Origin of the sequence: Roseovarius sp. W115 (assembly GCF_032842945.2) — a bacterium.
GTDB lineage: Bacteria > Pseudomonadota > Alphaproteobacteria > Rhodobacterales > Rhodobacteraceae > Roseovarius > Roseovarius rhodophyticola.
The window spans coordinates 1-20,996 of record NZ_CP146606.1; the positions used below are offsets into that span (position 1 = coordinate 1).

18 protein-coding genes and 1 other annotated feature are annotated in these 20,996 nt (G+C 58.0%); of the genes, 8 read left to right on the forward strand and 10 right to left on the reverse strand.

The genetic code is table 11. The features are described 5' to 3' along the window. Positions 1-43: 43 nt before the first annotated feature. Positions 44-1,272 (forward strand): IS3 family transposase gene (locus RZS32_RS00005; protein ID WP_422395913.1). Its coding sequence is split into 2 segments (ribosomal slippage): positions 44-338 and positions 338-1,272, totalling 1,230 coding nucleotides; the frame shifts between segments, so codons are not numbered across the junction. Continuing rightward, positions 331-447, forward strand: a sequence feature (AL1L pseudoknot). (Overlaps the previous gene by 117 nt.) A gap of 274 nt (positions 1,273-1,546) precedes the next feature. Here the strand turns inward: RZS32_RS00005 and RZS32_RS00010 are convergent. The 7 genes from RZS32_RS00010 to RZS32_RS00040 form a co-directional block, all read right to left on the reverse strand. After that, positions 1,547-2,068: a hypothetical protein gene (locus tag RZS32_RS00010; RefSeq protein ID WP_317054993.1), complete on the reverse strand. Its 522-nt coding sequence runs from the start codon at positions 2,066-2,068 to the stop codon at positions 1,547-1,549. A gap of 87 nt (positions 2,069-2,155) precedes the next feature. Further along, positions 2,156-2,923 carry a squalene/phytoene synthase family protein gene (locus RZS32_RS00015; protein WP_422395927.1) on the reverse strand — a complete coding sequence of 256 codons (768 nt, stop codon included), beginning with the start codon at positions 2,921-2,923 and terminating at the stop codon, positions 2,156-2,158. Beyond that, on the reverse strand, positions 2,923-3,648 hold the full coding sequence (locus RZS32_RS00020; RefSeq protein WP_317054994.1) for a class I SAM-dependent methyltransferase: 726 nt from the start codon (positions 3,646-3,648) through the stop codon (positions 2,923-2,925). The genes RZS32_RS00015 and RZS32_RS00020 overlap by 1 nt, the downstream gene beginning before the upstream one ends. Continuing rightward, positions 3,645-5,285: a citramalate synthase gene (cimA, locus tag RZS32_RS00025; RefSeq protein ID WP_317054995.1), complete on the reverse strand. Its 1,641-nt coding sequence runs from the start codon at positions 5,283-5,285 to the stop codon at positions 3,645-3,647. The genes RZS32_RS00020 and cimA overlap by 4 nt, the downstream gene beginning before the upstream one ends. A gap of 457 nt (positions 5,286-5,742) precedes the next feature. Next, positions 5,743-7,203 (reverse strand): cysteine--tRNA ligase, encoded by a 1,461-nt coding sequence (gene cysS / locus RZS32_RS00030; protein ID WP_317054996.1) that lies wholly within the window; start codon positions 7,201-7,203, stop codon positions 5,743-5,745. A 179-nt stretch (positions 7,204-7,382) separates the two neighbouring features. Then, positions 7,383-8,222 (reverse strand): hypothetical protein, encoded by an 840-nt coding sequence (locus tag RZS32_RS00035; protein ID WP_339106749.1) that lies wholly within the window; start codon positions 8,220-8,222, stop codon positions 7,383-7,385. Positions 8,223-8,376: 154 nt separating this feature from the next. Beyond that, positions 8,377-8,751 (reverse strand): VOC family protein, encoded by a 375-nt coding sequence (locus RZS32_RS00040; protein ID WP_317054998.1) that lies wholly within the window; start codon positions 8,749-8,751, stop codon positions 8,377-8,379. Positions 8,752-8,833: 82 nt separating this feature from the next. Between RZS32_RS00040 and soxR the strand changes: the two genes are divergently transcribed. Together soxR and RZS32_RS00050 are read left to right on the forward strand one after the other, a co-directional pair. Beyond that, positions 8,834-9,310 (forward strand): redox-sensitive transcriptional activator SoxR, encoded by a 477-nt coding sequence (gene soxR / locus RZS32_RS00045; protein ID WP_317054999.1) that lies wholly within the window; start codon positions 8,834-8,836, stop codon positions 9,308-9,310. Between the two features lie 69 nt (positions 9,311-9,379). Next, positions 9,380-10,558 (forward strand): pyridoxal phosphate-dependent aminotransferase, encoded by a 1,179-nt coding sequence (locus RZS32_RS00050; RefSeq protein ID WP_317055000.1) that lies wholly within the window; start codon positions 9,380-9,382, stop codon positions 10,556-10,558. Between the two features lie 249 nt (positions 10,559-10,807). Here RZS32_RS00050 and RZS32_RS00055 read toward each other — a convergent pair whose 3' ends face one another. Further along, complete coding sequence (locus RZS32_RS00055; protein ID WP_317055001.1) at positions 10,808-11,356, reverse strand: VPLPA-CTERM sorting domain-containing protein; 549 nt, start codon at positions 11,354-11,356, stop codon at positions 10,808-10,810. Then, the gene (locus RZS32_RS00060) at positions 11,353-11,478 is read right to left on the reverse strand and encodes a hypothetical protein (protein ID WP_339106750.1); all 126 of its coding nucleotides are present in this window, start codon (positions 11,476-11,478) and stop codon (positions 11,353-11,355) included. Before RZS32_RS00060 ends, RZS32_RS00055 begins: the two co-directional genes overlap by 4 nt. A 522-nt stretch (positions 11,479-12,000) precedes the next feature. On the opposite strand from RZS32_RS00060, the gene RZS32_RS00065 reads away from it, so the two are divergent. Continuing rightward, positions 12,001-13,539 carry a trimethylamine methyltransferase family protein gene (locus RZS32_RS00065; protein ID WP_317055002.1) on the forward strand — a complete coding sequence of 513 codons (1,539 nt, stop codon included), beginning with the start codon at positions 12,001-12,003 and terminating at the stop codon, positions 13,537-13,539. Positions 13,540-14,729: 1,190 nt separating this feature from the next. On the opposite strand, the gene RZS32_RS00070 is transcribed toward RZS32_RS00065, so the two are convergent. Further along, positions 14,730-16,352 carry an acyl-CoA dehydrogenase family protein gene (locus RZS32_RS00070; protein WP_317055004.1) on the reverse strand — a complete coding sequence of 541 codons (1,623 nt, stop codon included), beginning with the start codon at positions 16,350-16,352 and terminating at the stop codon, positions 14,730-14,732. Between the two features lie 137 nt (positions 16,353-16,489). On the opposite strand from RZS32_RS00070, the gene RZS32_RS00075 reads away from it, so the two are divergent. The 4 genes from RZS32_RS00075 (at position 16,490) to RZS32_RS00090 (ending at position 20,871) form a co-directional block, all read left to right on the forward strand. Next, the gene (locus tag RZS32_RS00075; protein ID WP_317055005.1) at positions 16,490-16,789 is read left to right on the forward strand and encodes an FtsB family cell division protein; all 300 of its coding nucleotides are present in this window, start codon (positions 16,490-16,492) and stop codon (positions 16,787-16,789) included. A 369-nt stretch (positions 16,790-17,158) separates the two neighbouring features. Then, positions 17,159-18,154: a pyruvate dehydrogenase (acetyl-transferring) E1 component subunit alpha gene (gene pdhA, locus RZS32_RS00080; protein ID WP_317055006.1), complete on the forward strand. Its 996-nt coding sequence runs from the start codon at positions 17,159-17,161 to the stop codon at positions 18,152-18,154. 28 nt (positions 18,155-18,182) lie between these two features. Next, entirely contained in the window at positions 18,183-19,556 is a 1,374-nt protein-coding gene (locus RZS32_RS00085) for a pyruvate dehydrogenase complex E1 component subunit beta (RefSeq protein WP_317055007.1), read from the forward strand. Positions 19,557-19,569: 13 nt separating this feature from the next. Next, complete coding sequence (locus tag RZS32_RS00090) at positions 19,570-20,871, forward strand: pyruvate dehydrogenase complex dihydrolipoamide acetyltransferase (protein ID WP_317055008.1); 1,302 nt, start codon at positions 19,570-19,572, stop codon at positions 20,869-20,871. Positions 20,872-20,996: the final 125 nt, after the last annotated feature.

Here is a 20,996-nt window from a genome sequence, read left to right on the forward strand (position 1 = left end):
CGCCCCTTGTTTGCCGGAGACCCAGAAGTAAGGATACTGGGTTATGGGAAAGACGAAGAACGGAACACGTTATCCAGAGGAACTGCGCGCCCGAGCGGTGCGGATGGTTTTGGATCACGAGGCAGAATATGCGAGCAGATCGGCAGCAATCTTGTCGATTTCTCAGAAGGTTGGATGCAGCAGGGACAGCCTGCGCATCTGGGTCAAACAACATGAGACAGACACGGGTAAGCGTGATGGTCTGACGACGGTTGAGAGGGAACGCATCAAGGAACTTGAACGCGAGAACCGGCAACTGCGTCAGGCCAATGAGATCCTCAAAAAGGCATCTGCTTATTTTGCACAGGCGGAGCTCGACCGCCCATTCCGCAAATGATTGCCTTCATCAAGGAGCACCGAAGCGTGCATGGGGTCGAGCCGATGTGCCGTGTTCTGCAGATTGCCCCGTCGACTTTCTACGAGCATCTGGCCGTTGAACGCGAACCTGACCGTGCATCGGATCGCGCCAAGCGGGATGCGTATCTGCGCAAAGAGATGAAAGACGTTTGGGAGAAGAACAGATCAGTCTACGGCGCACGTAAACTGTGGCATGCAATGAAGCGCGAGAGGATCGATATCGCCCGCTGCACGGTTGAACGCTTGATGCGCCAGCTTGGTATTCAAGGCGTTCGGCGGGGCAAGAAGGTCAAAACCACCTATGGTCAGCCTGCCGATCAATGCCCACTGGACAAGGTTAATCGCCAGTTCCGGGCTGCGATGCCAAACGAGCTTTGGGTGTCCGACTTCACGTTTGTGTCCACCTGGCGGGGCTTCGTCTACGTGGGCTTTGTCATTGATACCTTCGCCAACCGGATCGTCGGCTGGAAAGCATCGACAACACAGGACACGCAGTTTGTCTTGGATGCGCTCGAACAGGCGATCCATGCGCGCAGACCTGCTGAGAAACTGATCCATCATTCAGATCGCGGATCGCAATATGTATCGATCAAGTACACAGAGCGTTTGGTCGATGCAGGATTGGAACCATCCGTCGGCAGCGTCGGCGACAGCTATGACAATGCACTGGCTGAGACAATCATCGGCCTGTTCAAAACGGAAGTCATCAACAGGCTGGGGCCATGGAAGTCCAAAGATCAGGTCGAATGGGAAACCCTGCAATGGGTCGATTGGTTCAATAGGGAACGCTTGCTCGAACCTCTCGGCTACATCACACCAATCGAAGCGGAGGAGAAATACGAACAAGCCTTGAAATCAAACAAAATCGCAGCTTGAAATACGAACTCAACAGTCTCCGGCAAAACCGGGGCGGTTCAATAAATTCGCTTCGCGAGAATTCGGAAAAAACTCCGGCATCGCCAACTCAAGATCTTTGCAAGTCTTGCCTGCTGCGGTGAAAGGTAAAGACAACGCCGGGGAAGAAGTAGTTGCTAATACAATCACTACTACAAGCATTGAGAACAAGCTTCGCATGGACCTTAAAAGGAAACTAACAATAGGACAGAATTGGCGATTGGCACAATCGCGGTCCAAGTTTGAGAACAACACTTCAATCAAACCTACCATGCCTTTCCATCTCTAAATACAAAGCCATGATCTCTTCAGAAGTTTGCTCGCAAACTTTTGTTTTTCCGAAACTTTGTGCATCTAACACAGAGTTAATAGCCTTTATCAATTGACAAAAAGAAAGACGCGCATCCTTAGGCAAAAAATAAGCGTAGTTCCATCTGGGCTCATAAACTGACACGTATTGACTGCCCAGATCAGAATATTCTCCGATCAGCCTTAGAGTATTGTCTCCTGGATCCGAAAATGCCCAAAAGTCTCCCTCTTCTTTGTAAACCAATAATGATAAATTTGCCTGTGCGTATTCAATCGCAACCAGCATATCCTTTGAAACATTCGCCGCCAAACAAAAGAACGTCCACAGAGAATTCAGTTTAGAAACAGTACAGGTTTCGCCTCCTGCAGCACCTGTAACAAAAGAGACTTTTAAGCCATCTCTCGGGATCGTGTTTTTGTCAATTGGCACGACCAGAGATGGATGTAATTTGTACTTCTCCAAATTCATCAAGGTACCTCACATTGAGAGCAAGTAGGGTGGGCAGTCTGCCCACCAAAAACCATCGTCACGAATTGGTGGGCAAGAGTGCCCAACCTACCACCGCCCCGTCACCGCCTTCACCATCAATCCGAACCGCCGTCGAAACGGCGAAAGCGCCATGCGATCTTCAACCACCACGCTTGGCTCCCGCACCACCTGCCGCAATAGCCCCTCCACCTGCCACACGGCCAGCATCGCCGGACGCACGGGCTTGGGCACACCCAGCTTGCGCGCCTCTCTCAAAGCCGTCAGACCCTCCTCTGCGAGCGTGCGCACGGCCTCACCCCGACCATCGACCAGCGGCACGCGCCCTGCCCGTTCCAGCGCGGGTACGGCGCGGAGCCAGTTGGCCACACCCAGTGCGTAGCCAGCCTTGAGAACCGGGGCCTCCTCGACCTGGCCCAGCGCCTTGGCCGCGGCCAGAAGCAGGAGGCCGGATGTTTTTTCCAGATGCTCCCGAAAGGCCGCCCTATCCTCAAACGGGTCGCGGTAAATGTCCCAGCGACGCGCCTCAACCGCTGCATCAAGCCGCTGCGCCATATCCGGTGACAGAACCCCTGCCAAAGGCGTGGCCACCTCATGGCGGCGCACCGGGCCACCCTTGGCAATCTCCTCCAGCACATCGCGCCACCATTGCAGGCGCATCTCGGCAATCATGCTCTCCTGTGTGACCCAGGGCGCGCGGGCGACCTCGACGTTGAAAGCATAGATCGGAAAGAGTTTGAGCCGCGCGGCAACGGGTGCTGCCATCGTGGCGGCAAAGCGGTCCGGGTCGCCGCGTTCCACGATCCCGGCACATGCCGTGAGATCGGCATCAAACATCACACCGCCATCAAGCGGGGGCGCGCCAGAACCAGCACATAGGCGACCTGATCAGGGGCCGCGCGCCAGAGCGCAATCTCGCGTTCAGCGGCGTCAAGCACCTCATTGAGCGGCGCATTGTCCTCGGTCCGCAACCCGTTGATGCGCGCTGAAAGCTCCGCGTAGTACCCCGCCCAGGCCAGCCCTTTGATCAGGCGCGTGCCCTGCACCTCATACCCCGCCTCTTCGACCCGGGCGCAGACGCCCTGCACGTCCGTCACCTGCGGGTAATCGGCCCAAAAGGCACGGGCGTCGTCGGAGGCGTCCGCCTCTAACGCAGGTTCGGAGAAGGCCACCGTGCCACCCGGGGCAAGGGCGTTGCGCCACAGGCGCAGGCCTTCGGTCACCCCCAGGAAGTAAAGCGCCCCAGCGCACCAGATGAGGTCGTAAAACCCTGTGATCTGCGACATGTCCCCTTCGGAGACGGTGACATTGGAAAACCTATCCGTCGCGTCGCGGGCCTCGTCCACCAGATGCGGCAACTGGTCAATGCCTTCGATCTGCGCCAAAGGCAGCGCCTCGGCGAGTGTCACAAGATCCGCCCCTGGACCACAAGCGGCATCCAGCACGCGCGGATGTTCCGGCAGTTCAATCTGGCTGAGCGCCCAGCGTACATCCTCCGGCGTGCCCGGCCCCTGCCGCGTCATCTCCCGGTGCAGCATCAGGAACGCTTCGGGTATGCTCATGCACTGCCTCCATTGCGTTGCAAACGCCAGTTGATGGCATCCAGAAGCGCCTCAAAGGAGGCGTCGACGATGTTCGGGCTCACACCCACGGTGGACCATGTGCGCCCGGTCTCATCCTCGAAATCTATGATCACACGTGTCACCGCCTCGGTGCCGCCATTGGTGATGCGCACCTTGAAGTCGGTGAGACGAATGCCGTCTATCGCCGCTTGCAGCGGTCCCAGATCGGCGCGCAGCGCCTGCCAGAGGGCATTGACCGGGCCGTCATCATGCAGATCGGTGGCGTGTTCATTCTTGTAGTAGCCAGTGCGTTTTGAGCCGTCCTGAAGCTGTACGGTCACCACGGCCTCGGATTCCACCACGACCTGCCCGCGCGCGTTGCGGCGGCGTTCGGAAATTACGCGGTAGCGTTCCACCTCAAAGAACTGGCTAAGCAAACCCAGTTCATCACGTGCCAGCAATTCAAACGAGGCTTGTGCCATGTCATAGGTGTACCCCCGATCCTCACGATCCTTAACCACCTGAAGGATGCGCAACAGGGCGGGGTTATCCTTTTCCACCTCGACACCCGCCTCGGTCAGGCGACGGCGCAGGTTTGACTGGCCTGCCTGATTAGACATCGGGATGATGCGTGAATTGCCCACCCGGGCGGGGTCGATATGCTCATAAGTGGCCGGGTTTTTGACAATGGCACTGGCATGCAGCCCAGCCTTATGAGCAAAGGCCGACGCCCCCACATAGGCGGCTTGCTTTTGCGGCACGCGGTTGAGGACTTCGTCTAGCTGACGAGAGGCCCGGGTGAGGCCTTCCAGCGCATCTTCGGCCACACCGGTCTCAAAGCGGCTGGCATAGGGCTCCTTGAGCAGAAGCGTCGGGATGAGGGCGATCAGGTTGGCATTGCCGCAGCGTTCGCCAAGGCCGTTGAGCGTGCCCTGGATCTGGCAGGCCCCAGCATCGACAGCCGCCAGCGATCCGGCCACGGCCTGTTCAGTGTCGTTATGGGTGTGGATGCCAAGCTGCGTGCCGGGAAAGGCTTTTGTGCCGGCAGTGCCGGCTATAAGGGCATCCACCACTTCAGCAATGCGCGCCGGCAGTGTCCCGCCATTGGTATCACACAGCACCAGCCAGCGCGCGCCGGCCTCACGCGCGGCGTCCAGACAGGCGGTGGCATAGCCGGGGTCGATCGCGTAGCCGTCAAAGAAATGCTCCGCATCAAAGAGTGCTTCGCGCCCCTTGGCCACGATATGGGCCACCGAGGCCCGAATGTTCTCGAGGTTCTCGTCGGGCGTGATGCCCAGTGCCTCGGTGACGTGAAAGGTATTGGTCTTGCCCACAAGACAAACAGCAGGCGTGTTGGCGTTCATCACCGCGGCCAGCACATCGTCATTCTCGGCACTGCGCCCGGCGCGCTTGGTCATGCCAAAGGCGGTCATGGTGGCGCGCGTCTTGGGCGCGGCATCGAAAAAAGCGCTGTCGGTGGGGTTCGCCCCGGGCCAGCCGCCTTCGATGTAATCCACACCCAGCTGGTCCAGCGTCTGCGCGATGGCATGCTTTTCCTCGGTCGAGAATTGCACGCCCTGCGTTTGTTGTCCGTCACGCAAGGTGGTGTCGTAGAGAGAGAGGCGGGTTTTGGTCATTGGGGGCCTCCGAGGCGGCATTCGGTCTGTGCACGAGGGATGGAGAGGTCCCGGATCAGGTCCGGGACTGCGGTGGGGTGGGATTGAGTGCCAAGCGATTTATTTCGCGTGCGAAAAATTTGCGTTAACAATGGGTTAAAGGCCAAAAATGATGTGAGGCTGGAGACGTCACGCCCCGGACTTGATCCGGGGTCTCTCCTGCTTTGGTCACAAGGTCCCAGGTCAAGCCCGGGACGGAAAGTGCGAAGGGACGCGCCCGACCCTGGGTGGGCGTTTGCGGCGTATGATCGCAGCGAGGCGGCGTCGCTACTTCGAAGACCGCTTCGGCGCGCACCGTACCCCATGCGCGCTCCCGTCACGCCAAAGGCGTGCCGACCATCTTTGGCGCACCTTCGGTGCGACGAGAGGGTCGGGCGCGGCCCGGGGCAGACCCGGGCAGAACAGAAATTCTGGAGGGTCATTTGAGGGCCTCCAGCTTTGCGGGATCGAAGTTTGGACCTGGAACGAGTTCAACGCTGTCTTTACTCATGCGGACCTCCAAGCCAGCTGAGATTAGGGCAGATTTGAGCTGATCAACATCAGAGAAATCTTTCGTCTGGATGGCTTGTACACGTAGTTTCTTCAGCTTCTCCGCCAACTCAGTGAAACTAATTGCCATAACAGAAGGTGGAAACCCTAACACTTCGACTTGGCCAGTGTCTGGATAGGCTTCGGCGCCACGCCAATTCCAAGTGTCCAAATCTTCATTTAGCAATCCCAGAAGTTCTGCCGACTGACGGAACACATGAGCATCACTTTCTTTGTAAAGACGATGCAACTCGGTGATGGCACCGTGTGTGTTTAGGTCGTCCATTAGGTGCCTAACAACAGACGCATCAGGCCCACCCATTGGCACAATTCCACTTGCGAATGCACGCCACTTACGAAGTGTTGCCTCCGCTTCCCGCGCCTTTTCCGCCGTCCAATCCATCGGCTTGCGGTAATGCGTGCTGAGAAACACGAAACGGATCACCTCGCCCGGTATTCCCTGATCCAGCAAATCCCGCACGGTAAAGAAATTGCCCAAGCTCTTGGACATTTTCTTGCCCTCGACCTGCAGCATCTCGTTGTGCATCCAGTAGCGTGCAAACTGCCCCTCGGGGTGGGCGCAGCAACTTTGGGCGATTTCGTTCTCATGATGCGGGAACATCAGGTCGTTGCCGCCGCCGTGGATGTCGAAGCTCTTCCCCAACAGCGCATGCGCCATGGCCGAGCATTCGATATGCCAGCCGGGACGACCCCTACCCATTTTTTTGCCTCCCACAACCGGCCCGTCCCATCCGGGCAGATCATCCGAGGATGGCTTCCAGAGGACAAAATCCATCGGGTCTTCTTTGAACGGCGCGACCTCGACCCGGGCACCGGCGATCATGTCATCGACAGAGCGGCCCGAGAGCTTGCCATAGGCTTCATAAGAGCGCACGCGGAAGAGCACATGGCCTTCGGCAGCATAGGCATGGCCATCGGCGATGAGCTTTTCGATCATCGCCACCATCTGCGGGATGTATTGCGTCGCGCGCGGCATGTGATCAGGCTCCAGCGCGCCAAGGGCGGCCATATCATCCAAAAACCACTGAGTGGTCTCCGCCGTGATGTCACCAATCGCACGTCCGCTCTCGGCCGCACGCGCGTTAATCTTGTCATCCACATCCGTGAAGTTGCGCACATAGGTGACGTTTTTGTCCCCGTAAACATGCCGCAAGAGCCGGTTGAGCACGTCAAAAACCACCACGGGACGCGCGTTGCCCAGATGGGCGCGGTCATAGACGGTCGGGCCGCAGACATACATGCGCACATCCTTGGGATCGAAAGGTGTGAACACCTCTTTCTTCCGGCTCGCCGTATTGTGGAGTTTTATCTCCGTTTTTTTCACTTCCATAGCGTCCTCGCGCGCGTGGTCCCGCGGCGGGCTTAGCAACTAAAACATAAGGATGGAATAGAGGACGGCCCGCCTGAGATATCTCAGTCGGTAATGCAGCAGATAATGATGCAGTTCGTCGTCATGGCGCGGTTATATGCTGCCAGGCGCGGTGTGGCAAGCCTCGCTGCGCGCGCGCATCAGAACAAGCCTGCCTCCGACACAAATGTCTCACCGCGGGCGTGCACCGGGTTATCGCGATCCTTATAGAGCAAATCGAACTTGGCATTGAAACGGTCCAGATCCGCCTGGCTCAACTCTTTCCCGGCCGCAAGGCCCTTTTGTCGGAAAACAGCGTAGATGTCGGAGTTGCCAAGCTCAACAAGCGCAGCCTCTGCGACATTGCAAATTCGGGCGCCGTTGAGCTCATTGTTAATGATATCCGGGACAGTCGCACTCATGCAGTCCATGACAAAACCACGCCAATCAGCGCCAAGGTTCGTATCCACGGTCGCCACTGCAGGAAGACTGACCCCTGCGGCCTTTGCGAGACCTTCTTCAAGATGCCGCAGGCGCGGACCATCGCAGCGGTCTTGCGAGATCAAGTCGCGCACGGCCACAAATCGGCGATTATTCACATTGTCTGAATAATAACGCACCGTTTTTCGGGCCAGTTGTGCAAATTCCGGGCGGACTTTAAGCACCTTTTCGAACGTGTCAGTTTCTTGAGATTTGATAGTGCCAAACCCGTCTTTGGTCGTTGTCGTCGAGGTAATGGAAATCGGGATGACCACTGCATCAGGCCCGTGGCATCCCGCCACGTGATAGGATAGTGCAAACAAAATGCGCATGGCGGCATCGGCCATATCGGCTGTGTTAACGGTTGTCGCTTCATGTCGCCAAAGCGCTTTCATCGTTGCATCGTTCGCAAGATGTTTCATGGCAGGGGGCAAAGGCGGCGGCGTCTCGGCCTGAGCAGAGATTACTCCGGTGGCCAATGTGAGCAAAACTGACAGAAAAAGTCTTCGAATATAAGACATAACGCATCCAAATGCACACAGTAGATGTCGACCACCGTCTTACGATCCAGACTGCGCGTCAAGGCTGCCCTATTACGGTTTTGCGCCTTTTGGCATACCGCTCAAAAGAGCATGGCTTGATGTTTGCCGGTAGACCAGATCGTGTTGATGGAGTTCAGTCATACTGCACCACTTCAAATTCGATCCCGTCCGGCCCTTCGAAGTAGAACCGCAGACCCGGCTCATAGTCTTCGCGGTCTGTCCGGCTGTATCCCGCTGCGATCACCCGATCCTCCACCACATCAATGTCCTGCACCACCACACCCACATGATTGAGGCCGGCCACATGGTGGTAGCGTTCAGCCTCGGGATTGAGTGTGTAACTGGGCGCATAGAGAGCCAGATAGCTCTCGTCATCGCCGACATGCACGGTGAAACCGTTGTTCTTGGCCTCGCCCTGCCAGCGGATGTGCCAATCAAAGAGTTCACACAAGGTTGCGGCACTGGCCTTGGGGTCGGGGACGGTGATGTTGATATGTTCAAGAGGCATAGAGAGAATCCTTTGTCTTTGAGTCTGTTTGATTTTCAGCCTACAACCTCAAGTTAACTTGAGATCAAGAGAGAAAATCACAATGCAAAACAGTCGTTTGATCCCTCGTGGTTTGACAATCGGGTATGTCTCGGAGCGCACCGGCCTGCCGCCCTCGGCCATTCGATTCTACGAAGACGAGGGGCTCGTCTTTCCGGATCGCACTGCCGCTGGGCATCGCCGGTACACGCGTGGCGATTTGCGGCGCTTGAGTTTTGTGATGATTTCCCAAGGGCTTGGCTTTTCCATTGCCGAGATTCGCGAGGCACTCTGTGATCTGCCGCAGGATCGCGCGCCAACCAAACGCGACTGGGCACGCATCTCGCAGCGCTTTGGGGCCACGCTGGATGATCGTATTGCCAGGATGCAGAGCCTTCGCGCCCGGCTGGATGGTTGCATCGGCTGCGGGTGTTTGTCGCTTAAGACCTGTGCGCTTTACAATCCGCGCGACCGGGCGGCACGGCGAGGGGCCGGTCCAAGATATCTGATGGGGGATATGCCTGATGCGGCACAAAGCTGAGCATGGCTTGACATCCTCCAAGCGCGCAGGCCAAGTCGCCCGCAAATCGCTTGGCATGGGAGGTGCATCATGGCGCTTTCGAAACGGATCACCGGGCTGACCGGGGGCGGCTCTGACGGCTGGGACGTCTACTACCGGGCCAAGGATATGCAGGCGCAGGGCGTGGATATTGCCATGCTGACCATTGGCGAGCATGACGTTGGCACGGATATCTCAATCCTCGACGCGATGTATGGCGCGGCCAAGGCGGGGCATGTGGGCTATTCGATGTTCACCGGCAACACCAATCTGCGCGAACGGGTGGCAGGTCGTGTCGCGGCGCGCACCGGGGTGCAGACCAAGCCGGAAAACGTGTTGATCGTACCGGGTGGTCAGGCCGGGCTTTTCGCGGCGCATCATGCGGCCTGTGATGAAGGGTATACCGCCCTTTTCATTGACCCCTATTACGCCACCTACCCCGGCACGATCCGGGGCGTGGGCGCGCGCCCGTTGGCGGTACAAGCGCGGGCAGAGCAGGATTTTCAGCCTGATCCGGCGGACATTGCCGCTGTGGCGGACGGGGCCAAGAGCCTTTTGATCAATTCCCCCAACAATCCCACCGGAGCTGTCTATAGCCTTGAAACCATGGAGGGGATTGCCGGGGTGTGCCAGGATCATGACCTTTGGCTCATCTCGGATGAGGTTTATGACACGCAGCTGTGGGAGGGCGAGCATATCAGCGCGCGCACCCTGCCCGGCATGGCGGAACGCACGCTGGTGATTGGATCGCTGTCAAAAAGCCATGCCATGACCGGGAGCCGCATCGGCTGGATCATCGGGCCGGAAGAGGCGATTTTCCATATCGGCAATCTGGCGACGCACACCACCTATGGTGTGGCCGGGTTCGTACAGGAAGCGGCCTATTTCGCGCTGGATCAGGGCGAAGCTTTTGAAGCGCAGATCGCCGAGCCGTTTCGACGCCGGCGGGATCTCGTGCTGGCGCAGGTTGCGGGGCAAAACGTTGTGCGGGCCGTTCCGGCGCAGGGCGCGATGTACGTGATGCTGGATATCCGCGCCACAGGGCTTTCGGGCGAGGATTTCGCCCTGCAATTACTCGATCAGCATCATGTGGCGGTTATGCCGGGCGAAAGTTTTGGCGAAGCTGCCGCCGGCCATGTGCGCGTGGCCCTGACGGTGGCTGATGAACGGCTGGAAGAGGCCATCACGCATCTTATCGACATGGCACAAGGGCTGGCTCAGGCGGCATAGGCCAGTTTTTTCAAACCTGCGACAGCCTGTCGCCTGCCCCTATAACCATGGCGGCATACTTGTCCAATGCATGCAAGCGGGAGAAAGAACATGTTCAAAGGTTTGACAACATCCATCGCCATCATCGTCGGCGGCATGGTTGGCGTGCCAGTGGCGATACTGGCGGCGTTTTAAGACTAAATCGGATCATATCCGAAACCAAAAAAAGGGCAGCCACAGCTGCCCTTTTTCATTTCTTGATACAACAGATCAGCTTTTCTTCTTGCGAAGGCGCAAAGCACCGATGCCGCCGAGACCGCCAAGCAGCAGCAGAGCTGACGCCGGAAGCGGAACGGGAGCAATTTCAGCAACTGAGCTGAAGCCGTCGACAACTGTGACAAAGCCACTGGAGCCGGAGCGGCCATCGCTCAGGAATGCTGTTGCGATTGCACCGCGATCATTGAAGTTGTCGCCGTTGTTGTTGCCCAGACCCGAAATTTCGGCTGAAAAGGTCAGCCGGTTGCCAGGATCAAACACATTGTTGAATGCGGTGATCGTCAGCAGATTGAACAGCGAATTGTCGCTGTCATTCGCATCTGGTCCATCAGAGAAAGAGAACGAGAAGTTCGACTCGGCTGATGCGCCTTCTGGCGTCAGGCCAACAAATCCAAAAGAGTTGTTGTCTCCCGCCGCGTTGGACTCACCCGCGCCCGCAGTCAGATCGATGACCACTTGCGTGAGGCAAGCAATACCCGATCCACATTGCGCAGTTGCACTGCCGCTCGTGACAGTGCCGAAGTCGATTGTGAAATCAATCACGCTCGATCCGTTTCTTGGTCCCCCTGACCTTCGGCCAGAATGGAAACGGTAGAAGCTGCCGCCATTGACACCGCTCCGACGAGCATGCCCCCTGCGACAGCAAGTGTTTTAAGAAAACTCACGTTGAGATCCCCATACTAAAAGTAACAATACGCCCCATGCGCATCACTCTTGAACGTGATTGCCCCCGACATCTTTGCGAAAAGTCCCCAAGTGGTCAGCGACACCCACATCTACACACTCGCAAACCCAGAGCAGTCTCACAAGCAAATATCGCGCATCGGGATCGCGGTTTGGCCATAAAACAAGGTGATATCGCTAACAATTCGGACTTTCACAGCCACCAAACAGATTGTTGGCCTGACTAGGGTTTTTTTGAACCAAAATGCCGACCGCGAAAAGCATGCAAAAAATCCCGCACGAATGTCCCATTTGCGACAAAAGTCGTTTTCAGGCTAGCCTGACCTTGGAAAGGGCGCATGGTATGCGGTCAAAGGGAGGAGCTGGCGATGATGCCACGCTGTAAAATTGCCTTGGTGATCCGCACGATCGGGGCCGAGCGCGGACGCGCGGCGCGGGGGCGTCCGAGTTGGGTTTGATCTGATCACACCCTTTCCCACTCCCTTGCACTAAGGACCCCTTAGATGAATGAACAAACCCCTCGCCGCTCTGGTGGACGTGCTGCGCGCCGCGCCAGCCGTGCGGCCCCGCTCACCGAAGATTTGCGGCCCATTCGCGCAGGCCTTGAAGGCGGGACGTATAAACCGCTGACTGACGCGCAAATCCAGCGCATTCACGACACCGCGCTGGATGCGCTTGAACAGATCGGGCTGGCCGATGCGCCGGAGAGTGGCGTGGCTTACCTTACTGAGGCCGGTGCCATTCAAGGCGAGGATGGCCGCATTCGTTTTCCCCGTGCCCTCGTTGAGGACATGCTGGCCAAGGCGAACCGGTCTGTCACACTATGCAGTCGCGATGGTCAGAACGACATGGAACTCAGCGGCACGCGGGTGCATTACGGCACGGCGGGGGCAGCAGTGCATATGGTCGATGTGACCGGCAATGAATATCGCGAGAGCTTGCTTCAAGATTTGCACGACGCCGCGCGCATCGTGGACGTGCTCGACAATGTACATTTCTGCCAGCGCCCGATGGTGGCCCGCGACATCACCGACAATATGGAGATGGACCTCAACACGGTCTATGCCGCCTCTTGCGGGACGACCAAGCATATCGGCACGTCCTTTACTGAGCCGCATCACGTGCCCCCCGCCCTTGAGATGCTCTACATGATTGCAGGCGGCGAAGATAAGTTCCGCGAGCGCCCCTTCATGAGCAACTCCAACTGCTTCGTCGTGCCCCCGATGAAATTCGCCACGGAATCCTGTCAGGTGATGGAGGAATGCATCAAGGGTGGCATGCCGGTGCTCTTGCTCTCAGCCGGCATGGCGGGGGCCACTGCGCCCTCGACCGTGGCCGGGGCCATCGTGCAGGCGACAGCCGAGTGTCTGGCCGGGCTGGTTTACGTGAATGCCGTCAAAGCAGGTCATCCGGCGATCTTTGGCACCTGGCCGTTTGGCCTTGACCTGCGCACCGGCGCGATGTCCATCGGGTCGGGCGAACAGGCGCTGCTCACAGCAGGCTGCGCGCAGATGCATCAGTTCTACGGCGTGCCCGGCGGTGCGGCTGCGGGCGCCTCGGACAGCAAGATGCCCGACATGCAGGCCGGGTGGGAGCAAATGTGCTCCAACGTCATGGCGGGGCTGTCGGGGCTCAACATGGTCTATGAGGCAGCCGGAATGCATGCCTCACTGCTGGGGTTCTGCCACGAAAGCCTAATCCTGGCCGATGACATCATCGGACAGGCCCTGCGCTGTGTTCGCGGAATCGAGGTGGATGATGAGACCCTCGCGCTCGATCAGATCAAGGAGGTCTGCATGGGTGGCCCGGGGCATTACCTTGGCACCGATCAAACGCTGGGCCGGATGCAGCGCGACCACGTCTATCCCATCTTTGGCGACCGCACCTCCCCCAAGGAATGGGCCGAGAATGGCAAGCCGGATCTGATCGAAAAGGCTGTCGCGCGCAAAGAGGCCATTCTTGGCGAACGGTCTGCGGCGCGGTTTGATCCGGTGCTGGATGCGGAAATCCGGGCGAAGTTTAACATTCATTTGTCGGCGTAAAGAGCGGCACGTTATCCCCAGGTTTAACCCGAGGACCTCTTGGCCAAGAGATCCCCGATCAAGTCGGGGATGACGGGCTGCGTGGGTGGCCGTGCCAGCGACGGACAGGAGGACGGCGCAGCTTCACCCTGATCAGCGCGCTTTATCCCAGCCATGTCTGCTTGCTGAATATTCGGCGCTTATACGCCAACCAAAGCGACGGCCCTTCGGGCCGGTCCGTCGCTGGCACGGCAGGCCTGCGGCCCTCGATTCGGTGCCTTTGTCGCGGTGAATGGGGAGTAAAATGAGCTCTATTCAAAGCTTTGTTACTTATGCATCAATGGCAGAAATGCGGGACAGAATTGCCGTTCCGTAATCTCCGCGATGAGCCGCGCGATGGCCAGACCGCGGGATGGCGACCTACAGGTTTTCCATGCAGTTTATGTCAACCTAATCCGCAAATCCTTTGATTGCCGTGCTGACGTTGACCAATCGCCAGCCCAGGGGGCGGTCTGGCGATCGCGCGGCGGCGCTACGCGCCTTGATTCCGCGCGAGGGGAGTCATTGTGGGCTCAGAGCCGACATCATACCATTAGACTTCCGAAATATGACTGTTACCAATCAAGCGTTAGTACGAAGGTTTATTTCCGACTTATCTCCCAGCCTTCGATTGCAAACAATTATATTGGAGTGAAGATTGTTTCCGTACAAAATACTCATATCGTTGGACACCAAAAAACCTTATGACTGGAACAAATCTGTTCATTTAAATCTTGGTTCTTCCGATGCGGCGCTGCCTTTACTGGTTGGCTTGTGGAACCATCTAATGAATGACAAACCAGTCTTGTTTGAAGCCGTGTTTAGCCCTTTGGACGAAACTAAAGCTGACTTCTCGAAATTGACTGCAGAGGACTTCAAATATTGCCATACGTTTTTGGAAAGTCAGTACAAAGAGCTTATTTTGGGAAGCACGGATCATTTTTCGAACACAACAGCCGAATGCGCAGAAAAAAGTCCAAAGCGTTACAAGAATTCGAAAAATTCATTCAGTTAATGGAAGCGGATTCGAGACTGGTCAGATAACTGAGTATTCCGAAACTAAGGCTCCGACCAGCAGGAAACATTAGTAGCTTCATGTCTGCTTTGGCCTCAAAGCAGCCACCTACCGCTTAACTGAACGATCACGTCAGAGGACGCCCCAAGCCCCCCTTCTACCCCTCAATTCGCCCCAACACTGCCAATATATCCACGCCAGCAATCGCCCCAACCGTTCGCCCGCGCTGTCCTGCCAGCCGTGTGGCAACATAGCCTTCGCTCACCGCAGGGGGCGCGGTGCGGATCAAAACCGACGCCGTCAGCAGCGTCGCCAGACTTTCCACATACCAGCGCGCTTGCCCCTCCTCTGGCAGCTTGGGAAACCTCTGAATATGCGCCTTCAGCGCGGCATCATAACCACGATACTGCCCACCCGCTGTGGCCAATTCCGCACTCAGCACCTCTCCGGCCTCAGGCGCGCGCTGCAGCGTGCGCAGGATGTCGAGGCAGATGACATTCCCCGAACCTTCCCAGATCGAGTTGAGTGGCGCTTCGCGGTAGAGGAGCGGCAGAGGCGTGTCTTCGACATAGCCCATGCCACCCAGGGCCTCCATCGCTTCATAAACGAACCCGGGGCAAAGCTTGTTGTTGAGGTACTTCGCCAAAGCCACACTCAGCCGGGCAAAGGCGCGGTCGGCCTCTGATTTGCGGTCAAAGGCGGCAGCGACATGCATCCCCAAAGCCAGCGCGCCTTCCCAGTCGAGCGCCAGATCAGCCAGCACCGATTGCATGAGCGGCTGATCGATCAACCGGCGCTGAAACGCGCTGCGGTGGCGCGCCCAGTGGGTGGCATGCGCCAGCGCCGCGCGCATGAGCCCCGCCGGAGCCATCGCCGTGTCGAGCCGGGTGTGATGCACCATTTCGATGATCGTCTTGACGCCTGCGCCCTCCTCGCCCAAGGGGTAGGCCAGCGCATCATGATACTCGATCTCAGCCGAGGCGTTGGCGCGGTTGCCCAGTTTGTCCTTGAGACGTTGAATGTGAATGCCATTGCGTTCGCCCTCCAGCCAGCGCGGCACAAGAAAACAGGTCAGCCCACCTGGCGCCTGCGCCAGCGTCAGAAACCCGTCGGACATTGGGGCAGAGCAGAACCATTTATGTCCGCGCAAGCGGTAGCCATCGCGCGTGCGTGTGGCCTGCGTGGTATTGGCACGCACATCCGAGCCACCCTGTTTTTCCGTCATTGCCATGCCAAGCGTCGCGCCGGGCTTCTGCGTCAACGGCTTGGGCGCGCCATCATAGACACGCGACATGAGTTTCGGTCCCCATTCCGTGAACAGCGCCTCATCTACGCTCAGCGCCGGGATAGCGGCATAAGTCATCGTCATTGGACAGCACACGCCCGGCTCCACCTGGCTCATCAAATAGACCATGGCGGCATGGGTGGCATGACCGCCCTTCCCGGCCTCCCATGCAATCGCAGAATAGCCTGCGCCAATTCCGGCCTGCATCAACTGATGATAGCTGGGGTGAAACCGCACCTCATCCAGTCGCCGCCCTCCTGCATCGAAGAGCAGCAACTCAGGCGTGGTGCGGTTCGCCAGGTCCCCCATCTCGACCATGCTGCTCGTGCCGATGGTGTCCGCGAAATGAGCCAGATGCGCGGTGTCGGCCCCGGCGGCGTCCGCATGAGTTTGCAGACCCGGATCGCCCGACCAGAGTGGCAATCCGCGCAACGGCTCAGGCTGGTTGGTCACATCATGTGTGGGCAACGCATCGCACGGCGGCAGATGTGGCATGAAAGACTCTCCTTCAGCCTCCGTTCTACTCATTATGACATTGGTGTGAAAAGGGGATTCACAAAGCGATTCGGGTATGGCAGAGTGTCTGGGCACCGTCCGACAAGAGATGGGCAAAGAGGCAAAGGTGGATCCAGATGACAGCGCTCAAACGACCAGCGATTGGTTTACTTGTGTTCAGTATCATTGCGTTTGGGCTCGCCGCCTATTTTGCCTTTGCCGCGATCCAGGGCGACTACGGCCTGTTCCGCCGAGCGGAAATTGAGGTGGGCGAACAGGTGCTGCGCGAACAGCTGGCCGAGCTTGAAACGCAAGTGGTGCGTATGGAAAACCTGACGCTCCGCCTTTCAGACACGTTTCTCGATCTGGATCTTCTGGACCAACAGGCGCGCGATGTGCTGGGATTGTTGCGGTCAGACGAGATTGTGATCCGTTAACCCCACATGCGCAGAGCGCCAATCCGATCCTCATAGCGCGACTCCGTTCCCAAGGTGCTGCACCATCTCTGGCGCCCTCATTTGAAAGCCATTGCCCAGAGCAGTTCTTGGTATCGGGGTATTTGGAACAAGAAAGAAGCAGGGCGGATACAGCTTCTTTCTTGTGGAAAATACCCAGATCCCACATTTCGAACCGGGTGAACCAATTGGTTTTTGACATGGGTCAAGTTTGCCCAAGTCGCAGCCTGTTATCAGAGATTTAACGCCTGCCCTGCCCCTGCGTCAAAAACTCCCTCGCAAAACGCAACGGTATGTTGTAAAAGATAGTTTAACGCTAAACTATTTCTCTAGCAAAGGAGCCATTTGCCCATGGCCGCCCGAAAAACAACGAAGAAACCAAATGTTTCTGCCGAGGAGCTGAAACAGTTTTACCGCGACATGCTTTTGATCCGTCGATTCGAGGAAAAGGCAGGTCAGCTTTACGGTATGGGTCTGATTGGCGGCTTCTGTCACCTTTATATTGGCCAGGAGGCCGTTGTTGTCGGGCTGGAAGCCAACACCGAAGAAGGCGACAAGCGCATCACCACCTACCGTGATCACGGGCATATGCTGGCCTGTGGGATGAACCCCGATGGCGTCATGGCCGAGCTGACGGGACGCGAGGGCGGCTATTCGCGCGGCAAAGGCGGCTCAATGCACATGTTCAGCCGCGAGAAACACTTCTATGGTGGCCACGGCATCGTAGGCGCTAATGTGCCCCTCGGCGCGGGACTGGCGCTTGCGGATAAATACCTGGGCAATGACCGCGTGACGTTTACCTATTTCGGCGATGGAGCGGCGAACCAGGGACAGGTTTACGAGACGTTCAATATGGCCGCTCTTTGGGAGTTGCCGGTGGTGTTTGTCATCGAGAACAACCACTATGCCATGGGCACGTCGCAGAAACGCTCCACCTCCTCCCCTGACATCTACACCCGCGGGGCCGCCTTTGGTATTCCCGGGGAAGCCGTGGACGGCATGGACGTTCTGGCGGTCAGAGATGCCGGGGCCAAGGCCATCGCGCATTGTCGCGCTGGCAAGGGGCCGTACATCCTCGAAGTCAAAACCTACCGCTACCGCGGTCACTCTATGTCGGACCCGGCCAAGTATCGCACCCGCGAAGAAGTGCAGAAGGTGCGCGAGGAAAAAGACTGTATCGAGAACGTGCGAGAAATGCTCTTGAGCGGCAAACACGCCACCGAGGATGAGCTCAAAGCCATCGACAAAGAGGTCAAGGGAATCGTCAGCGCCAGCGCCGATTTCGCCAAGGAAAGCCCCGAGCCAGCGCTCGAGGAGCTTTGGACAGATATTTACGTAGACGCGTAAGCGACAGAGATTCCAGGAGAATTAAGATATGCCTACAGAAATCCTGATGCCGGCCCTGTCGCCTACGATGGAGGAAGGGACCCTCGCCAAGTGGCTTGTCAAAGAGGGCGACACCGTCGCCTCTGGTGACATCATGGCAGAGATTGAAACCGATAAGGCCACGATGGAATTTGAAGCCGTCGACGAAGGCACGATCGGCAAGATCCTTGTGCCCGAGGGCACCGAAAATGTAAAAGTGAACACAGCGATTGCGGTGCTCTTGGAGGATGGCGAGAGCGCCGATGATATTGGGGAGGCCAGTGCCCCCGCCCCTTCGGCAGAAGCCGTTCCCGCCAGCGCACCGGCCGAGGCGAAGGCACCTGCCGCTGCGCCCGAAGCGCCGACACCCGATGCCAGCCCGGATTGGCCCGAAGGCACCGAGATGACCAAGATGACCGTGCGCGAGGCGCTCAATGCGGCCATGGCCGAAGAGATGCGCGGCGACGAGACGGTCTTTGTCATGGGTGAGGAAGTTGCTGAATACCAAGGCGCTTACAAGATCACTCAGAACCTTTTGGAAGAGTTCGGCGCCAAGCGCGTCATCGACACGCCCATCACCGAGCATGGCTTTGCCGGGATTGGCGTGGGTGCGGCCTGGGGCGGGTTGAAGCCGATTGTGGAGTTCATGACCTGGAACTTTGCGATGCAGGCGATTGACCACATTATCAACTCTGCCGCCAAGACAAACTATATGTCGGGTGGTCAGCTGGGTTGTCCCATCGTATTCCGGGGGCCCAACGGAGCCGCCGCGCGCGTGGGCGCCCAACATTCACAGGATTACGCGGCATGGTATTCGCAGGTGCCGGGCCTTAGAGTGGTGCAGCCCTACTCGGCCGCTGACGCCAAGGGCCTCCTCAAATCTGCCATTCGCGATCCGAACCCGGTCGTGTTCCTCGAAAACGAAATCCTCTATGGCCGCAGTTTTGATGTGCCGGTTCTGGATGACTTCACCATTCCGTTCGGCAAGGCCAGCGTGGTGCGTTCCGGCGAGGACGTGACCATCGTGAGCTTTGGTATCGGCATGCAATACGCCCTGGAAGCGGCGGAAAAGCTGGCCCAAGAGGGCGTCAGCGCAGAAGTCATCGACCTGCGCACCCTGCGCCCGCTTGATTATGACACGGTGATCGCCTCGGTGATGAAAACCAACCGTTGCGTGACGGTCGAAGAAGGCTGGCCCGTGGCCTCGATTGGCAACCACATCTCGGCCACGCTGATGGAGCGCGCGTTTGATTACCTCGATGCGCCGGTGGTGAATTGCACGGGCAAGGACGTGCCCATGCCCTATGCGGCAAATCTTGAAAAACTGGCCCTGACTTCGACTGCTGAAGTGATCGAAGCAGTCAACCAAGTGACCTACCGTTAAGGAGACAGACGCGATGCCTATGGAAATACTAATGCCCGCCCTGTCGCCCACGATGGAAGAAGGCACATTGGCCAAATGGCTGGTCAAGGAAGGCGACACCGTTAGTTCCGGTGATCTGCTGGCAGAGATCGAGACCGACAAGGCCACGATGGAGTTTGAAGCCGTCGATGAAGGCACGATTGGCAAGATCCTCGTGGCTGAAGGGTCTGAGAACGTAAAGGTGAACACCGCGATTGCGGTGCTTTTGGAAGACGGCGAAAGCGCTGATGACATTGGTGATGTCAGTGCGGCCCCTGCTGCTGCGCCTGCCGAGGCTGAAGCACCGGCTGCCGAGGCTGCTCCGGCGGCGGCCCCTGCGCCTGCGCCTGCTGCACCAACCAGCGCCAAGGGCGACCGTATCTTTGCCTCACCTCTGGCACGTCGCATTGCGGCGCAGAAAGGCGTTGATCTGGCGGCTCTCACAGGCTCAGGCCCGCATGGTCGGATCGTTAAGGCGGATGTCGAGGCGGCACAACCCGGGGCATCGGTGCCTGCGGCACAAGCGGCGGCTCCTGCTGCAGCGTCCGCGACGGCGGCACCCTCTGGCCCACCAGCCAGCGCGATTGAAGCGATGTATCAGGACCGCGAGTATGAGGACGTGGCGCTGGATGGCATGCGCAAAACGATTGCGGCGCGTCTGACCGAGGCCAAGCAGACCATTCCGCATTTCTATCTGCGCCGCGACATCCAGCTCGATGCGCTGTTGAAATTCCGCAGCCAGCTCAACAAACAGCTTGAGCCGCGTGGCGTGAAACTGTCGGTGAATGACTTCATCATCAAGGCCAGTGCGCTTGCACTTCAGGCTGTGCCAGATTGCAACGCGGTCTGGGCGGGTGACAAGGTGCTTAAGCTCAAGCCATCGGATGTGGCGGTGGCCGTGGCCATCGAGGGCGGTCTCTTTACACCGGTGCTCAAAGATGCCGAGATGAAATCACTTTCGGCGCTTTCGGCGGAAATGAAAGACCTCGCCGCCCGCGCGCGCGACCGCAAACTGGCCCCGCATGAGTATCAGGGCGGCAGTTTTGCCATCTCCAACCTCGGCATGTTCGGCATCGACAATTTCGACGCGGTGATCAACCCGCCACATGGCGGTATCCTGGCCGTCGGCGCGGGTGTGAAGAAGCCCATTGTCGGAGAAGATGGCGAACTGGCCGTGGCCACCGTGATGTCAGTCACGCTGTCGGTCGATCACCGGGTGATTGATGGCGCTTTGGGCGCGCAGCTTCTGGATCAGATCAAGCAGAATCTGGAAAGCCCGATGACCATGCTGGCCTGAAACGGTCGGGTTTCTTGCGAGGGTTGCAGTTCGCCCTGGTCAGGAAATAAATTTTGAATCAAATACTTGGTGTATTTTGATATCTGATAACAGCCCGCTAATCGTGGGCTGTTATTGTATGACGC

Bases quoted from the DNA above. Each gene is read 5' to 3' on its own strand.
- RZS32_RS00010 (WP_317054993.1), bottom strand. From the start codon at position 2,068: ATGAATTTGGAGAAGTACAAATTACATCCATCTCTGGTCGTGCCAATT.
- RZS32_RS00015 (WP_422395927.1), bottom strand. From the start codon at position 2,923: ATGTTTGATGCCGATCTCACGGCATGTGCCGGGATCGTGGAACGCGGC.
- RZS32_RS00020 (WP_317054994.1), bottom strand. From the start codon at position 3,648: ATGAGCATACCCGAAGCGTTCCTGATGCTGCACCGGGAGATGACGCGG.
- cimA (WP_317054995.1), bottom strand. From the start codon at position 5,285: ATGACCAAAACCCGCCTCTCTCTCTACGACACCACCTTGCGTGACGGA.
- cysS (WP_317054996.1), bottom strand. From the start codon at position 7,203: ATGGAAGTGAAAAAAACGGAGATAAAACTCCACAATACGGCGAGCCGG.
- RZS32_RS00035 (WP_339106749.1), bottom strand. From the start codon at position 8,222: ATGTCTTATATTCGAAGACTTTTTCTGTCAGTTTTGCTCACATTGGCC.
- RZS32_RS00040 (WP_317054998.1), bottom strand. From the start codon at position 8,751: ATGCCTCTTGAACATATCAACATCACCGTCCCCGACCCCAAGGCCAGT.
- soxR (WP_317054999.1), top strand. From the start codon at position 8,834: ATGCAAAACAGTCGTTTGATCCCTCGTGGTTTGACAATCGGGTATGTC.
- RZS32_RS00050 (WP_317055000.1), top strand. From the start codon at position 9,380: ATGGCGCTTTCGAAACGGATCACCGGGCTGACCGGGGGCGGCTCTGAC.
- RZS32_RS00065 (WP_317055002.1), top strand. From the start codon at position 12,001: ATGAATGAACAAACCCCTCGCCGCTCTGGTGGACGTGCTGCGCGCCGC.
- RZS32_RS00070 (WP_317055004.1), bottom strand. From the start codon at position 16,352: ATGCCACATCTGCCGCCGTGCGATGCGTTGCCCACACATGATGTGACC.
- RZS32_RS00075 (WP_317055005.1), top strand. From the start codon at position 16,490: ATGACAGCGCTCAAACGACCAGCGATTGGTTTACTTGTGTTCAGTATC.
- pdhA (WP_317055006.1), top strand. From the start codon at position 17,159: ATGGCCGCCCGAAAAACAACGAAGAAACCAAATGTTTCTGCCGAGGAG.
- RZS32_RS00085 (WP_317055007.1), top strand. From the start codon at position 18,183: ATGCCTACAGAAATCCTGATGCCGGCCCTGTCGCCTACGATGGAGGAA.
- RZS32_RS00090 (WP_317055008.1), top strand. From the start codon at position 19,570: ATGCCTATGGAAATACTAATGCCCGCCCTGTCGCCCACGATGGAAGAA.